Consider the following 16,447-nt stretch of genomic DNA (forward strand, 5'->3'; position numbering starts at 1 on the left):
ATCCGTTTGTGCATCGTCGTGTTTCATGCCAAACTTATAGCGCCCCACACGCTCCCCCGCCAGAGGCTAAAAAATCACCGCCTCTACGGGCTAGTGTTGAGCTTTCGGCGACTGAATCACGCGAGAAAACCATGTCCGGTAAGACGATCTTTCAGCGGATCATCGATCATGAGATCAAAGCCGATATCGTCTTCGAGGACGAGTTGTGTTTGGCGTTCCGCGATGTTGCACCGCAGGCGCCGGTACACGTGCTGATCATTCCCAAGTCGCCGCTCCGCTCGCTGAATGACGTAACGGACGAGCAGGCTAATCTCGCCGGGCATCTGCTTTCCGTCGCGCGGCAATTGGCCGGCGAACTCGGCCTGACCAACGGGTATCGCCTGGTCACCAACTGCGGCCACGACGGCGGGCAATCGGTCGATCACCTGCATTTTCATCTACTGGGCGGGCGGGCGCTCGGCTGGCCGCCGGGATAGGAATGCACACATGTTGTTCGCGGGTCTCCCGACCCCGCACGCGGGCCGACCGAAGGTTTCCAGGTTTCGCGACTTCCGCATGCGGTTACGTATTTTCGCCCATTGAGACCTTCGGTCTGGCACAGGTGCGGGGTCGGGAGCCCCGCACAACAGGGATGCTGTTGCCGGCTATACTAAAAGCATGAGCTTCCGAATCAAAATCTGCGGCGTGACGAGCGTGGCCGACGCGTTGGAAGCGGTGCAGGCCGGCGCAGATGCGATCGGCGTGAACTTTTTCTCCGGAAGTCCGCGCTGCGTAGAACCTTCCCGAGCGCGGGAAATCGCCGCCGTATTGCCCGAGGGAGTGCAATGCATCGGCGTGTTCGTTGATCCGGAGCTGCCGCAGTTAGAGGCGGCGGTCGCGCTGGGTTTGCATGCCGTACAGTTGCACGGCGATGAGCAGCCGGCGCTCTTGGCGCATTTTTGCGAGCTGCCCGTGATTAAGGCGTTTCGTCTGGGCGACGACGGGCTCGCGCCGGTACGGGCGTTTCTGGAACAGGCTCGCTTGCTGGGTTGCCCTCCGGAAATGGTGCTCGTCGACGCCCATCGACCCGGCGCTTATGGCGGCACCGGCGCGACGGCGGACTGGAATGTTGTGGCGAGTTATGCGGAGTTGGCCGGGCCGCCGCTGGTGCTGGCGGGCGGATTGACTGCCGACAATGTCGCAGATGCGATTCGCACCGTGCGACCGGCGGCCGTCGATACGGCGAGCGGCGTGGAGTCGTCGCCCGGCGTCAAAGACGCGCAGAAAATGCAGGACTTCGTTCAGGCCGCGATGTGGGCCTTTAGCCAACTTGCCGAAGGAAACCGCGCGTGACACGTTGGCAAGCGCTGGCGTTGGTGTTGGGCGCTATCTTGCCGAGCGCGCTGATCTCCTGGGCGTTCGCGCTCGTCGTGCGCCGCAAAGCGGCCGATTGGGGATGGCTCGATCAGCCGGGCCATCGCAAGGTGCATACGTCGCCGGTGCCGCTCGGCGGCGGCGTGGCGATTTGGCTTGGCGTCGTCGGCACGTTCGCGGTAGGCCAACTCGCGCTCTGGGCGGCGCGGCAATGGGGCCCTCCGCAAGCACTGTTGGAGTTCGGCGGGTTCGCGGCGATCTGGGAACTCGCCGCGCCGCATTTGAACGGGCTGGCGCAGCAATCGTGGCGGCTGTGGCTATTGCTCGGCGCCGGCACGGTGCTGATGGCGCTGGGGTTGCTGGACGATCGCAAACAGTTGGATTGGCGGATCCGTATTCTGGTCGAGTTGGTGGTTGCGACGTTCATTGTGTGGCATGGCTGGCGATTGACGCTGTTTCTCGACTGGCCGGCGTTCACCTTTGTGTTGAGCGTGCTGTGGATCGTCGGCTTAATCAACTCGTTCAACTTCCTCGACAACATGGACGGCCTCTCCGGCGGCGTGGCCGCGATCGCCGCCAGCATTCTGGCCGCGGTGCTGCTCGTCGCGCCGGACCCGCGCACAAATCAGCCGCAGTTGTTCATTGCCGGTTTCTTGCTGGTGCTGATTGGGGCGCTGCTAGGTTTCCTGCTGCACAATCGGTCGCCGGCGCGGATTTTCATGGGGGACGCCGGGGCGTATTTCATTGGTTTCTCGATCGCCACCGCAACGATCATGGCCACTTTCGCCGTGCGTGATAAACCGCACGCTATCCTCGCGCCGCTCTGTGTCCTGGCCGTGCCGATTTACGACACGCTGACCGTGATTGCGATCCGACTGCGCGCCGGAAAGAGTCCGTTTGAAGGGGACAAGAATCACTTCTCGCATCGGCTCGTGGACCTGGGCATGACGAAGCCCCAGGCGGTGCTGACCATCTATCTGACCACGGCCACGTGCGGACTCGGCGCGTTTCTGTTGCACCAGGTCAACGCGGCCGGAGCGGTGATCGTCGTCCTCCTCATCGCCTGCGTCCTGGCGATCATCGCCATCCTGGAAATCACGGCGCGGCATCAGCGGAAAGGGAAGTGAGGGAGTTTGACGTTTTCAGTGTTCAGTTTTCAGTATTTGGACTCGCAGTCCTCACTGAAAACTGAACACTGAAAAACTCCCTCAAGTCTTCCCACGCACCGGACTTAATGGCGCGTGCTGAAGGATAAACGTTTTTTCGCCGGCGCCGCCGGGGAAGATCACCGTGGCCGAGCGTCGCGCGCCGTTGCTGAGGGAGACGACTTTGCCGATGCCGTATTCCGGGTGCCGGACGACCATGCCGGTCGTGAAGCTTTCCGGCGGGACGCGGTCGGAGTCGGTGCTCGGCGTTTCACCCGCGAGCGCCGCGGCCGTGGTGATGGTCGGAACAAACGCGGGGCGCGGCGGCGGTGTGCGCGGCGCGGTGGGTGAGAAGGTCACCGGGTCGATGCCTTCGACCTGCCCGGAAATGAAATCCAAATCTTCCGTCGGCAAATCGTTGATGAACGAACTGGGCGAAACATAGTTCGCTCTGCCACGGAACTCCCGGTAGCGCGACCAACTGAGTTGCAATTCCTCGCGCGCCCGGGTCATCCCGACGAACAGCAGCCGGCGTTCTTCCTCGATCTGGTCCGGATCTTCCATCGAACGCTCGTGCGGCAGAATGCCTTGTTCGATCGCGGCCACGAAGACGACGGGAAATTCCAATCCCTTGGCGGCGTGCAACGTCATCAACGTCACTTTGTTGCCGCCGAATTCCCAGTCGTCGGTGTCGTTCACCAGGCAGGTTTCTTCCAAGAACGCCTCGAGCGCGTTCCCTTCCGGATGTTCGGCGTCGAACTCGCGCGCCGCGGTCAAGAGCTCTTCGATGTTCGCCAGCCGATCTTGATCGTTGGGGTCTTCCGATTCGGCCAAGGAAGCGCGATAGCCTGAGCGATCCAGTACGGCGCTCAGAATGTCGCGGACCGGCGCCGCGGACATGGCGGATAGCTCGTCGAAGACGGCCATGAATTTGGCCACGGCAACCGGCGCGCGCTTCGGCAACGAGGCGATGAGGCCGCTCTGCCGCGCCGCGTCAATCAGTGGCATCCGCTCTTGATGCGCGAATTCCTCCAGCCGATCAATCGTCGTGGGCCCGATCCCGCGCGGCGGGGTGTTGATCACCCGGCGCAGCGCCACTTCGTCGCGCGGATTGTTGATCAACATCAGGTACGCCAGCAGGTCTTTGATTTCCTTGCGTTGGAAGAACTCGACCGCTCCCACGAGTTGAAAGGGAACATGTCGAGCTTTCATGGCCTGCTCGAACGGCCGCGACAGCGCGTTCACGCGATAAAAAATGGCGAAGTCGCGCGCTTGCCGTCGGCCGGCGTCGATCTCCGCGGCGATGCGGTCGACGATGCCGGTCGCTTCGGCCGCGTGCGTCGGGTAGCGCATCAGGCGGACGAGCGCGCCCTCGTCGTTTTCGGTGAAGAGCGCCTTCTCCTTGCGCCGGCGGTTCTTGGCGATGAACCCGGACGCGGTGCGCAAGATGCGCTGCGTGCTGCGATAGTTCTGCTCCAGCCGGACGACCTGCGCGGTCGGATAGTCCTGCTCGAAGTCGAGGATGTTCTTGACGTTCGCGCCGCGCCAACTGTAGATCGATTGATCCGGATCGCCGGTCACCGATAGATTCGGGTAGTCGATCGACAACAGACGCGCGATCTGATACTGAACTTGATTGGTGTCCTGGTACTCGTCGACCATCACGTACCGATACCGCGCGTCCAACTCGGCGCGGATCTCCGGGTGGTCGTGCAGCAGCACCGCCGTGTGAAATAACAGATCGTCGAAATCCACGGCCTGCGATTCCAAGAGCCGCGCCTGGTAACGTGGATAGACGCGCTCCACCGCCGGTCCCAGCGAGGCGTGCATGGTGGCGTGATATTTATCGGGACCGACCATGCGGTTCTTGGCCCAGCTAATCGCCGCGGCCACGGCGTCCGGCTGGTAGATGCCTTCCAATTCGACATCCTTGACCGCCAGGCGGATCACCGACCGCGCGTCGGAGACGTCATAAATCGAGAAGTTGGGAGGCAGCCCCAAATACGCGCCATGCTGCCGCAATAGCCGCGAGCAGAAGCGGTGAAACGTGCTGAGCCAGACTTTCTCGCCCGGCGCAAGCCGCTCGACGCGAGCCGACATTTCCTCCGCGGCCTTGTTCGTAAAGGTCAACGCCACGATTTGCCGCGCCGGCACGCCCGAGCGCAGCAGATACGCCACGCGATGCGTGACCACGCGCGTCTTACCGCTACCCGGCCCGGCCAGGATCAATTGCGGTCCATCGCGGTGGCACACTGCGGCGCGTTGTGCTTCCGTCAGGCTGTCGAGTAAAGGATCCAAGCGGGATTCCCGAGGGGCGCGGAGTTCGGACAAACGCGACGATCCTTTCGTCGCATATCAACTATTGTCCGGTGTCGGCCTGGGAAAGAGTAGTGGCCCGGCGTCGCGCGTGAACCGCCGCGGCTCTTCAGCGATTTACTTAGCTTCGCCAGCTTTCCGTGCCGCGGGCGCGCGCCGAGCGCCAATCCGCTCCGAGGGCATTTCCAGCCGCCGTTTGAGATGGGCGACTTCCTGCTCCAGGCGTTCCAGTGATTGGCGGAATTGTCGAATAGCCCGGGCTTGATGCTCGCTGCGCGCGAACAACTCCTCGCCGAGGCTAGGCGTGCGCCAACCTTCGGTCAGGGAATCGATCTCGCGATTCAAACCGCGCCGCAGGCGTCCGGTGAACATCCAGACGAGCAGCGCGCACCAGAGCAGCAGCCAGAAACCGGCGGAGAGGAAGAACTCGCTGCCATACATATCGACCGGCGCGGTGCGCCAGCCCAGGTCCGCGGCCAGCCAAGAGTCATAAAAGAAGTTCTTGCCCCACCGGTACAACAACAGCGTGACGAACACGAGCAGCAGGAGCTCGTACCTCCAGCGGATGAGCCGTCCCGTGTGGCGTCCGGCGAGCTTGCCGAGCAGTTGCTGCACGTCGCCAGCCGCTTTGGCGATAAACGCCGAGCCCGCCCGGCTGGCTTGGCGCGCGAGTTCCGGCCCCTGCGTGTCATGCCGCGCAATGGCGGCTTCGGCCGCATAGCCATCGACGATAATCGCCGACGTGCGCAACTCGCCGTCGTCCCAACTAAATTCCACGGCGCGGTTCGCCCCGGCGTCCGCCGATTTCGCATCGCTCCGTTTGCGCTGCCAGCGCCAGCCTTCATAGGCGCCCCACAGCGCCATCTGCGCGGGCGTCCGTGCGCGAAGCAGCGCCGCCCGCGTGACCAGTCCGCCCAAACCCTGCGCGAGTCGCAACACGCCCGAGAACGGACTGAATCCCCAACGCGAGGTGACTTCGCCGAGCAGGCGCGATTCCCATTGCCGGCGATTGGCCAGCAGCTCGGACCGCATCTGATCCGCGAGTCGGCCCGCCAGCCGCGCGCGTTGTTCCTGAATCGCGGTCTCCAGTTCTTTGACGGCCGGCATCGTTTCGTCGAGCCGCTCTCGGCAATGCAGTAGCGTCTCATCGACCAGGTCGAGGAAGTTCGCGCGGCGAATCCGATGGGCCGCGGCGCCCGCCAATTCCCGCGTCAGCAAATCGACCAGGCGCCCGAACTCGCCGCGCGGCTGCAAGCCGGCCCGGGAATCGTCGAGCGCCGCAGTGGAATCGACGAAGAACATCTCGCCGGTCGCGTAATCTTCATGCAGCAAGGCCCGCCAGTCGTCGCGAACGTCCTCGCCGCAATCGGCGTGCGTCTGCACGAACACCAGGCGCGCGCCGGGCGCCGATGCGGCTAGCTCGTCGGCGACGCGGGCGCTGCGGTACTTCTGTTGCGTTGTCGTCACCAACAACACATCGCATTGCGGCAATAGTTCGCGCAGCCGCGCAAGATTTGTGGCTGGCGCTTCCGCATCTTCGGTCGTGTCCGGGTCCGGACAATCCAAGAGCACGAGATCCCGCAGCATCGGCAGATCGCGCTGCACGAGCTGCACGGTGCGCGGGTCGATGCCCAACATCTCGGGGCGCAAGTCGGGCCGACAGATCAATGTCGGCTGCAGCGTCGTGGGGCGTTGCTTGCCAGGCGTGGTCACTTCGGCGCCGACCAGGGCGTTCACCAAGGTGCTTTTGCCGGTTCCGGTGCCGCCGAGGGTTGCGACGACGAGCGGGGCTTCCAGCCGCACGCGCAGGGCGCTGGCGCGTTCGGTGAGGCGACGGACGATCGCCTGACAGCCGCGGGCCGCCGGCCAGGGAGGCGCACGTTCGGCCCATTCGCGCAACTCACTGACGAGTGCGTCGACGTCGGCCAGCAGCTCGATTTGCAACAGCTCGGGTTCGTGCATGAGCATTCCTACGCCATTGTAGGCCAGCCCTGGCGGCCGTTGGGTCGAGCGCCGGCTGCTCCGCCCGAATCGCTAGCGCGGCTTGCGTTGCATCGGTTTCGATACCGGCGACGGTTTCTTCTTCGGCGGCGCGGCCGGCTTCTTGGCCGATTTGGCGGCCTTGTGTTTGTCGGCGGGCGCTTCTTTGGGAGCTTCCTTGACCGGCTCTTTTTTCTTCGCGACGGCCTTGGGGGCGATCGCGGCGGCCGGTTTCTCCGGCGCAGCCTTTGCCGCAACGACCGGGGCTTTTGCCGGCGCTGGTGGCGGCGTCGGAGCGGGGGCCGCCTCTTCCGGCTTTTTCTTGGCCTGGCGTTTCGGCAGGCGGTTTTTCGCGTCGGCCGAAATCTCGATCAGGATGTTGTGGACATTCGTCGAATGCGGAGTTACCACCAGGTCCGCGCCCAACTGATGCAACAGGCTGCCGAACTCGATCCCCTTGTTCTTGGGGATTGCCCGCTCCATGCCAGGAACCGTGCCGGCCGCCATTTCGCTGTCGGTCAAAGCGCCGACGATTTGCAGCGCCCACAGCGCGCCGCGATCGACCGGCACGGAGTGCCCGGCCAATCCTGATTGGGTCACATAAGCCACGGCGAACGGCGATGCGCCGGCGAATCCGGTGAGCTTGGTGATCGCCTGCCCAAGGTTCTGCTTGCGGAGGGCCTCGATCTCAAACGAGTAGTTCGACTCGAACACGGCCTGCAGTACGCGCCGCAGGTTCGTGGCCGCGGCGGCCGGGTCCGGGAGCGAGGACATCGACTCGGACAACTCCTTCACCGTCGTGACGCGAACTTCATTCCAATCGAAATAGCTCGCTTCCAGCGAGGCGTAGGCCTGCTCGGCGGCTTCGTAGGTGGCGTTCTCCAGGCACAGCGCGAACAGCAGTTGCTCCATCAGCGGTCGTTCCGCGACGGGGTTTACCGGCTTGTAGTGCTTTTTGAGAACTTTGTGCGCCTTGGTCAGCAACGCGGCGCGGTTTGGATGATTGGCCATGCAAATCTCGGAAACTTCGATACTCGTTACAGAGAGCGCCTTCGCGACGGCGCGTGGTCTTATCGCTCCTCGTTCTCGTCGTCGTCATCGTCCGCCGACTCCTCTTCGTCGACCGACTCTGCCTCCGCGTCGTCGACCTCCGTCGGCTCCTGCGGCAGCACGCGTTGCAGAATCTCCGTCACGGCGATGGAATGCTTCACGCCCTGGTCGAGCACGAACTCCAATCGCGGCGTGTACCGGGTTTCGATCCGCTCCGCGAGCTTGGATTGCAGGAAGCCGGCGGCGCTGCGCAGTCCGTGCAACGCCAGGCCCTGCTTGGTTTCGTCCCCCATGATCGAAACGTGAATCTTCGCCTGCCGCATATCCGGCATGACTTCCACGAAGGTGACCGTCACGTTTTTCACGCGCGGATCCTTCAGCTCGGTCAGAATGGCCATGCTCACGACCTGGCGAATCGCGGCGGCGGCTTTTTGTACTCGGCGGGAAGACATGCGGGACAGATAAGCTTAGCGTGAGGAATGCGGGGGGAGACTGCGTCGAACTGGCGGGATAATCGATTCTACCGTTGAAAGCGGCACGTTGCACTGGTCGCGGACCGGCTACAGCGAACGAGCCACCTCCTCGACACGGTACGCCTCGAGCACGTCCCCTTCCTTCAGGTCGTTGAACCCGGCCAGCTTCATGCCGCATTCCAGGCCTTCCCGCACTTCGCGGGCGTCGTCCTTCTCGCGTTTCAACGAATCCAGCCGGTAGTCGCCAATCACCCGGTTCTCGCGAATCACGCGAATCCGGGAGTTGCGTTCGATCGTTCCGGCCAGCACGCGGCAACCGGCGATCGCGCCGACGCGGCTGATCACGTACACGCGCTGCACCAGCGCCCGACCAAGTTCCACGTCGCGCTGTTCCGGCTTGAGCATGCCTTCGAGCGCGGCCTTGAGGTCTTCGGAGACCTTGTAAATGATGTCGTAGCGGCGGACCTGCACCTTGTACTGCTCGGCCAGCGCGCGGGCCCCTTCGTCGGGAACGACGTTGAAGCCCATGATGACGGCGTTCGAGGCGTGCGCCAGATGCACGTCGGCCTCGGAGATGCCGCCCACCGTGGCCTGCAGAATCTTGATCTGCACTTCCGGGTGATGCAGCTTGGTGAGCTCTTTGCGAATCGCTTCGATCGAGCCGCGCGTATCGGCGCGAAGGATCAAGTTGAGCGTCTGCACTTCGTCCTTGCTCAAGCGATCCGCCAGGTTTTCCAGCGTAACGTGCTCGACCGTGCCGGCGCCCAAGGCCTGTTGGCGCTGATGTTCGCCACGCCGCGTCGCGATCTCGCGCGCCTGGGCGATCTCGTCCAGTGCGAAGAAGTGATCGCCCGCGTCGGGGGGCATATCGAGACCGGTCACGTTCACCGGCGTCGACGGTCCGGCCGATTCGTAGGTCTTGCGCGGATCGAGCGTGTCGTACATCGCCTTCACGCGACCCGAAGCGGCGCCGCAAACCACGACGTCGCCGACCTTGAGCGTGCCTTTTTGCACCATGAACTTGGCGACCACGCCCCGGTCTTCGCTCTGTTCGGCTTCGATGCAGGTACCGAAGGCCGCGCGGTCGGGATTCGCCTTGTATTCGTGCAATTCCGCGACGGTCAGCAGGGTTTCCAACAATTCGTCGATGCCGGTGCCCTTGATGGCGCTGGTTTTCACCACTTCCGTATCGCCGCCCCAGGCCGTCGGCAACAGATCGTTCGTCGCCAACTGCTGGAAGATTTTGTTCTCGTCGTAGCTCGGCAAGTCGACCTTATTGAGAGCCACCACGATCGGCACGCCGGCCGCCCGCGCGTGACTAATCGCTTCTTCGGTCTGCGGCATGACACCGTCGTCGGCCGCGACGACCAACACCGCGATGTCGGTCACTTGCGCTCCGCGAGCTCGCATTTCCGTGAAGGCTTCGTGGCCCGGCGTATCGACAAAGGCGATCGAACGCCCGTCCTTCTCGATCCGGTAGGCGCGAATGTGCTGCGTGATGCCGCCGCTTTCGCCGCTGACCACGTTGATGCCGATGATCTTGTCCAACAGCGACGTCTTGCCGTGGTCGACGTGTCCCAGGAAGGTGACGATCGGCGGACGTGGCAACAGGCCCTCTTCGAACTCTTCCTGCTCCAGTTGATCGACGAGTTGCTGCTCCTGATCGACCGGTCGCTTGAAATTGACCTCGACGCCCATTTCCACGGCGAGCAGTTCGGCCAACTCGGTTTCGAGCGAACTGTTGATCGTGGCCATCGAGCCAAGCTTCAGCAATTGGCCGAGCACGCGGTTGGCAGGTACGCCCACTGCTTCGGAGAAAGAACGCACCGTGCAAGGAAGTTCCACGACCACATTGTTCTTTCGTGGCGCGGCCGTGTTAGCCCCTGTGCGGCGAATCGACCCTGAGCGACGACGACCGTCGTCTTCGTCCGGCCGGCGGCGGCGCGAAGAGCCCCGTTTGCGGCTCAGCGTCCGCTGATCGCGTCCAGCGTCGGCGCCTCCCTCGACAGGAGCGCCCGGGACGCCCGGCTTGCCGCCGCGCTTGTTTCGATCGCGTCCGCCGAGCGATAACGGCGGACGACTCCCCGCGCCAGCGGCCGCGGGACGTGCTGCCGTGTCGTCCTTGCCCCGCGCCGCGGTGCCTTTGCGCTTTTCCTCGTGTTTTTTGACCAGCTCTTCGAGCGGCTTCGTGCCTCCCTTTTGTCGGGCACGAATCGCGTCGAGCGGCAATTTGATATCGGGCTTCTGTGGTTCCGGCTCGTTCGATCTGGTCACCGGCGGCGGCGCGGCGGCCGGCATGCGTCCCAAACGGACAGCCGGCGCGGAGCGCTCCTGATCCGCGGGACGGCTGCCTTCGCCGCCCGACTTCTTCTCGCCAAGGGATTTTTCCCGCTCGCGGCGAGGGACCATCAACGGCGGTCGCCCGGTGCCGGTTGGCGGAATGTAGCTCTCGCGGCTGACCGGGGGCTGTTCGGTCGATGCGGCAGCGCGCGTGAGCGCCGCGGGGCGCACCGGGGCTCCAGGTCGCGCCAAGGGCGGCATCTTCACGGGAGGTGGCGCAGGGGCCGCTGCCACGGGCGGCGGCGGCGCTGCCGCAGCGACCGCAGCCGGCGGCGCGCTGGACGGCGGCGTGGGAATCTCATGAATCGGCCCGCTCGCGCTGGGGGCCAATTTCGGCCCGGCGGGCCGGCTCGCGCCGCCGCCACCGGCCAGATAAGCTTTGAGCTTCGCCACTTCTTCGTCGGACAGGCTGGCCAGCGCAGAACCCTTGCCCGGCAGACCAGCCTTGGCGCAGATGTCCACCAGCAACTTGCTGTCGATGTTCAGTTCTTTGGCGAGCGAATAGATCCGTGCGGCCAAGCTAAAACTCCCTGCGCGACCCGCGAAAAAGTCCTCTCCAACGCTGGAGAAACGACTGAGGTCGCGACCATTGCCAACTGGTTATTGCATACCCTGAGTCTCCCGTGCGAACAGCTCGAATCCGTGTTACAACGGATTCGCACCACGAACCCTACTCCGCCGGTTGAGCAGAAGCCGATTCGTTCTCATCCCAACTCTCCTCGGCTTCGGCAGGCGCCGCACCGTCGGCCGGCGCCTCTGCGACCGGCGCCACTTCATCAATCGGCAGCTCGGTTTCCGCTTCGGCCACCACGACCGGCGATTCCTCGCCACCCGTGGTCCCCGTTTCGGTTGCCTCGGCCTGCTCCTCCGCGACGGTCGCCGCCGCGATGCGATCTTGGTCGCGTTGCCGGCGCCGCTCGGTCGCGGCCGCTTGCTCCGCTTCTTCCGCCCGCGATTCCGCCTCGGCGACGATCTTGTCCGTCTCTTCGGCCGTCAAACCGCCCATCTCCATCAAATCGTCAGGCTCGATAATCGACAGATCATCGTATGACAAAAAGCCCTCGCCTACCAGGCGCTCCGCCAACTCCTCGGTCACCGCTTCGATCGACGCGAAGCCAGCCACCGCCCGCTCGATCCCCTCGCCCAGCTCTTCCCGGGTCATGATCTCGATATCCCAGCCGCAGAGTTTGCTCCCCAGCCGGACATTTTGGCCCCGTTTGCCGATGGCCAGCGACAACTGGTCCTCGCGCACGAGCACGATCGCCCGGCCCAGCATTTGGCAGAGAATGACCTCTTCCACCTCGGCCGGCTGCAACGCGTTGGGGATCAACACCTGCATATCGTCGCTCCAGCGGACGATATCGATCCGCTCGCCCGCCAGTTCGTCGACGATGTTCTTGATCCGGTTCCCGCGCACGCCCACGCACGCGCCGACGGAATCGACCCGCTGATCGGTGCTGCTCACGGCCACTTTGCTGCGGTAGCCTGGCTCCCGGGCCATGGCCCGGATTTCAATCACGCCGTCGGCGATTTCGGGGATTTCCTGCTCGAACAGCCGTCCCACGAGCGCCGGCCGCGTACGGCTGAGGCTGATCTTCACCTTGCTGCCGGCCTTGCGGACCTCGAACACGGTCGCCCGCACGCGCTCGTTGGCATGGTGCGTTTCGCCTGGAATCTGCTCGGAGCGCGGCAGAATCGCCTCGGTATTGCCGAGCTGCACCGTGGCGGTGCCCCCTTCGTACCGGGTAACGATGCCGGAAATCAGCTGCCCGCGTTGTTCGTTGTATTCGTCGTACAGGGCGTCCCGCTCCGCTTCGCGGATCTTCTGGATGATCTCCTGCTTCGCCAACTGAGCGCCAATGCGGCCGATCGTCTCCTCCGGGTCGAGCGGCTCGCCGTTATGCGTGCCGGAAATCTGTCCGGACTGCCGATCGATCGTGACGATGACGTCATGGTCTTCGCCGAAATGCTTCTTAGAGACCTTCACCAAGGCCGATTCGATGGCCTGAAAAACGATCTCTTTGGGAATCCCTTTATCGCGGTGAATCGTATCGACAATTCGTAGTACTTCGATGGCGTTCATGATTTCGTTTCATCCGCGTTCGCGGACGCCTTTCTCGTTTTTCGGTGCGGCCCGGATCGTGTCGTAACTCTGCGTGTCCGAACCACCGACGGCCGTGGGCCGGCCGGTTGCCAAGGGGCCGATCGCACCGCGACTCTTCGCGGCGAACCGACGTCCTTACCCGTGTAAGTCGGAACCTGGAACTTTGAACCCGGTACGGCCAACGACCGTCCAAATCCGTCGCTCGCAACTTCCGACCACTAAACTCGCTCTCCACTCACTGCGTCAAACCACAGCGGTTCCTGCTCCACCGCCACGGCGACCTGACTTCCGATCTCGACCTTCAAATCCGTCGGCGACTTCACCCACCACCATTGCGCCGGCTCAGGCCGCTGCAATGCGTGCCAGGCGATCGCCGTGTATGCCGTCTCCCCGTGCCACTCTTCGCCGACCACGATCGCCATCCCAATACGTCGGATCGACCCTGCCTGGGTATTCGTTGTGTCGACTAAATGCAGTATCGACGGCCGAAAACCTGCCACCAACCGCCGCCCCGCCTCGCCGACCTGGTCTTGATCTCCCAACCGCAGCGACCAGCCCTCCGCGACGAATCGCGCCGAACCATTTTCCCATTGCACTTCGCCGAGGGCGAAATTCATCGGCGGATCGCCCACGAATCCCGCTACGAACTGGTTCACCGGCCGCTCGTACAACTCCTGCCGCGTGCCAACTTGCTCGATTCGCCCGTCCCGCATCACCGCCACCCGATCGGCCAGCGCGAACGCTTCGGCCTGATCGTGCGTCACGTACACCGCCGTCGCCGCCTGCTCGCGCTGCAGACCGCGAAGCATCCGCCGCAATTCCGTCCGCAACCGCGTATCGACATGCGCGAACGGTTCATCCAGCAGCCAGATGCCAGCGCCGCGCACCAGCAACCTGCCGAGCCCGACCCGCTGCCGTTCGCCGCCGGAAAGCGCCGCGGGGCGCCGCTCCAGCAAATTGGCCAGACCGAGTCGCCTGGCCACTTGCTCGACGCGTTCGCGCACTGCGGGCGCCGATGCCACCGGGGCTTCGCGCCATCGCAGCCAGCCGCGGCGACGCGCTTGGAGAGAGAAACCAAGATTGTCCCGCACGCTCAAGTGCGGATACAAAGCTTCCTCTTGAAACAACATCGCCACGTCACGGGCATGCGGTGGGAGGCGATTCGCTTCGCTGTCACGGAGCCGTAAGACTCCGCTTGCTGGCGACTCCAACCCGGCGATCAGCCGCAACGTCGTGCTCTTGCCGCAACCACTCGGCCCCAAGAGCACCAACAGCTCGCCGTCGAGAACCTCTAGATCGAGGTCATTGACCGCCTTGATCCCGCCTGGATAAGTGTGCGAAACACCCGCCAGCGAGATTCTTGCCATGCCTTGAAGCCCGTCGTCCCGCCACCGCCTGACAGTCGCTGTCGGCCCAACGCCGCCAGCAACGCCAAAGCCGTTTCAAGACAACAACTTAGTGGACGCCGCAATTGAGAAAAGATAACGGGCTAGGTCCGGGGAGTCAAGGTGCCCGGGGCGCGTGACGCCGCAGCTCGCCAGTCCGAGGAATCGAATAAAAAAAAAGGCAGTCGGGGGATCTTGTCGACCGACGGGTTCAAATCACAAAATGCAAAGTAGTGGCAGTCAATTGCTCCAGGCCAATGACCGGAAGGAACCGCCATGTTGGGTGAACCGCAAGTTCAAACGGAATCGGACGTTGATGTCGCCGCCGTGATGGCTGAGTTGAAATGGAGTGGCGGCGAAGCGACGACGGAGGCTTTCCGAACAGTTCAACGCCATCGCGAGCTGTTCATCCCCCACCTAATCGCCGCAATCCGTGCCGCCTCCGCTAAGGCGCGCGACGGCCAATTTCCCGTTGAGCTGCCGCACGAGTTTGCACTACTGCTGCTTTCAGAGTTCCGCGCCAAGGAAGCGTTGCCGGCGATCATCGAAGCTGTGACGCTACCCGGCGAATTGCCGCTGGATCTCTTCGACGATTTCATCCACGAAGATTTGCCGCTTGCCCTAGCGCTGCTGGCGGACGACCAGCCCGAACTGATCGACGGCCTGATTCGTGACCGCGACGTCAATGAATATGTCCGCTGGGCAGCGGTGGATTCCATCTGCATCTTGGCACGAGGTGGCGCATTCACCCTTGAGCAGGCGGCAGAACGGCTGTGCACGCACCTGCGTCATGCCGTCGAAACGAATGACTTTGAACTTGGGAATCCGCTCATCACCACCCTTTGCCATCTCGGCGTGGCCTCGACGCGCGACTTGGTCATGGAAGCGTTTGCTCTGCTCAATGTTGACTTAGATTTCATAACGCCGGAACAAGCGGAGGCCGATTTCGCCGCGGCAGACGCTGGCCACCGCCCCTATTTCGACCGCTACGTGCTCCCGGAGCCGAAAGACACCGTTCAATACCTGCGCGACTTGATGACGCCGCGCAAGATTGACGTCGATCCTAAGCATTTGAGTAAGGAAACCGAAGACTGGAACGACATCTACGAAGACGTCCCCGAGCCCATCCACGCCCCCACCAAAGTCGGCCGCAAAGAGGCCTGCCCCTGCGGGTCCGGCAAGAAATACAAAAAATGCTGCGGACGGAACGCCTCGGACGCCGGCATTCGCTTGACGCCGTGATTGGCATTCCCCTTCGCCGTCTGCTACCGTGGACGGTATGCCTGTTGAGTTTCTTTGCCCTGGTTGCCGCGCGACTTTGAGCGTCGCCCGGCGCAAAATTGGTTCGGGCACCGAGTGCCCGCGCTGTGCCGCGCAACTCGTCGTCCCGGACGAAGGGCGTGCGCGCACCGAAGTCGCCATGGCCAAGTTGGAGCGCACGGCCCGCAAACGCCGCCGATCTGATCGACGGCCAGAACTCAACGTGGCCGCCGAACCCACGGAAGCTGAAAACCGCGACGACGCCTGGTCCGTGGCCGAGAGGCGACCACACGAACCGGCTTCTTGGCGCGTGATCGACGACTCGGCCGACGACGCCCCGCCGGTCGTCATCGCGGAACCGCCGCCGGTGGCCCTCTGGCGCACCGATCCCGGACCTGCCTTCGAAGTTCACGACGAGCCCATGTCCGTGATGCTGCGCCGTCGGCGACGCGACCTCGTGGCTAAGCTCGCGCTCGCGGTGACCATGGCCGCCTTGGGCTTTGTTGTAGGTTATGCGCTGGCGCGGGCGCAAAACGTCCAGGACGCCGCGGCCGAAATCGAATCCGGTCCTGTGCTCCTCGAAGGCCGCATCACGTACGCCGATAGTTCCGGCGCGAAGCGCGGCGACGCCGGCGCCATCGTCCTGGCGGTCCCTGTCGAACCGGCGCCGGCCGTAAAGCTCCGCCTGCTGGGACTGGAATCGAGCGATGGCAAACTGGCGGACGTCGATACCGAAGAGTTCACCCGCGTCGGCGGCGCGATGGCTCGCGCGGACGAGAACGGCGGCTTCACGCTCGTCGTCCCAAAGGCGGGCGAGTTTCGGTTGCTGTGGATTTCCCGTCAAAGCTTCCGACCGGAAAACGAAATGCCGTCACCTAGCGACTTGGATTTGTTGCGCGAGTATTTCACCTCGCCCATCGACTTGATCGGATTGCGCCGGCACGACTTGGAACGCCGACGCCTGGACGCCAGCGCCACTCGCCTTGATCATACGTTCGCGGCAAATGCAATCCACTGACGTAGCGGCCGACGACGGGCTAG

General features: G+C 63.6%; 12 protein-coding genes. 5 read left to right on the plus strand and 7 right to left on the minus strand.

The window, feature by feature from the left end; all coding sequences use genetic code 11:
- Positions 1-131: 131 nt before the first annotated feature.
- From SGJ19_12435 to SGJ19_12445, 3 genes are all read left to right on the plus strand, one after another.
- Positions 132-476 (plus strand): histidine triad nucleotide-binding protein, encoded by a 345-nt coding sequence (locus tag SGJ19_12435; GenBank protein ID MDZ4781053.1) that lies wholly within the window; start codon positions 132-134, stop codon positions 474-476.
- 181 nt (positions 477-657) lie between these two features.
- Positions 658-1,332: a phosphoribosylanthranilate isomerase gene (locus SGJ19_12440; GenBank protein MDZ4781054.1), complete on the plus strand. Its 675-nt coding sequence runs from the start codon at positions 658-660 to the stop codon at positions 1,330-1,332.
- On the plus strand, positions 1,329-2,480 hold the full coding sequence (locus SGJ19_12445; GenBank protein MDZ4781055.1) for an MraY family glycosyltransferase: 1,152 nt from the start codon (positions 1,329-1,331) through the stop codon (positions 2,478-2,480). The genes SGJ19_12440 and SGJ19_12445 overlap by 4 nt, the downstream gene beginning before the upstream one ends.
- 81 nt (positions 2,481-2,561) lie before the next feature.
- Here the strand turns inward: SGJ19_12445 and SGJ19_12450 are convergent, their stop codons facing one another.
- From SGJ19_12450 to SGJ19_12480, 7 genes are all read right to left on the minus strand, one after another.
- On the minus strand, positions 2,562-4,796 hold the full coding sequence (locus SGJ19_12450; GenBank protein MDZ4781056.1) for a 3'-5' exonuclease: 2,235 nt from the start codon (positions 4,794-4,796) through the stop codon (positions 2,562-2,564).
- A 135-nt stretch (positions 4,797-4,931) separates the two neighbouring features.
- Positions 4,932-6,776, minus strand: coding sequence for a GTPase (locus tag SGJ19_12455; GenBank protein MDZ4781057.1), 1,845 nt, complete (start codon positions 6,774-6,776; stop codon positions 4,932-4,934).
- A 72-nt stretch (positions 6,777-6,848) separates the two neighbouring features.
- Positions 6,849-7,805 (minus strand): hypothetical protein, encoded by a 957-nt coding sequence (locus SGJ19_12460; GenBank protein MDZ4781058.1) that lies wholly within the window; start codon positions 7,803-7,805, stop codon positions 6,849-6,851.
- A gap of 59 nt (positions 7,806-7,864) precedes the next feature.
- Positions 7,865-8,296 carry a 30S ribosome-binding factor RbfA gene (rbfA, locus tag SGJ19_12465; GenBank protein MDZ4781059.1) on the minus strand — a complete coding sequence of 144 codons (432 nt, stop codon included), beginning with the start codon at positions 8,294-8,296 and terminating at the stop codon, positions 7,865-7,867.
- A gap of 108 nt (positions 8,297-8,404) precedes the next feature.
- Positions 8,405-11,176 carry a translation initiation factor IF-2 gene (gene infB, locus SGJ19_12470; protein MDZ4781060.1) on the minus strand — a complete coding sequence of 924 codons (2,772 nt, stop codon included), beginning with the start codon at positions 11,174-11,176 and terminating at the stop codon, positions 8,405-8,407.
- Between the two features lie 151 nt (positions 11,177-11,327).
- Positions 11,328-12,740, minus strand: a complete 1,413-nt coding sequence (gene nusA, locus SGJ19_12475; protein ID MDZ4781061.1) for a transcription termination factor NusA — start codon at positions 12,738-12,740, stop codon at positions 11,328-11,330.
- Between the two features lie 239 nt (positions 12,741-12,979).
- Positions 12,980-14,128, minus strand: a complete 1,149-nt coding sequence (locus SGJ19_12480) for an ABC transporter ATP-binding protein (GenBank protein ID MDZ4781062.1) — start codon at positions 14,126-14,128, stop codon at positions 12,980-12,982.
- 294 nt (positions 14,129-14,422) lie between these two features.
- On the opposite strand from SGJ19_12480, the gene SGJ19_12485 reads away from it, so the two are divergent.
- Complete coding sequence (locus SGJ19_12485; protein MDZ4781063.1) at positions 14,423-15,388, plus strand: DUF1186 domain-containing protein; 966 nt, start codon at positions 14,423-14,425, stop codon at positions 15,386-15,388.
- Between the two features lie 37 nt (positions 15,389-15,425).
- On the plus strand, positions 15,426-16,424 hold the full coding sequence (locus tag SGJ19_12490) for a hypothetical protein (GenBank protein MDZ4781064.1): 999 nt from the start codon (positions 15,426-15,428) through the stop codon (positions 16,422-16,424).
- Positions 16,425-16,447 lie beyond the last annotated feature (23 nt).

The organism is Planctomycetia bacterium, assembly GCA_034440135.1.
GTDB lineage: Bacteria > Planctomycetota > Planctomycetia > Pirellulales > JALHLM01 > JALHLM01.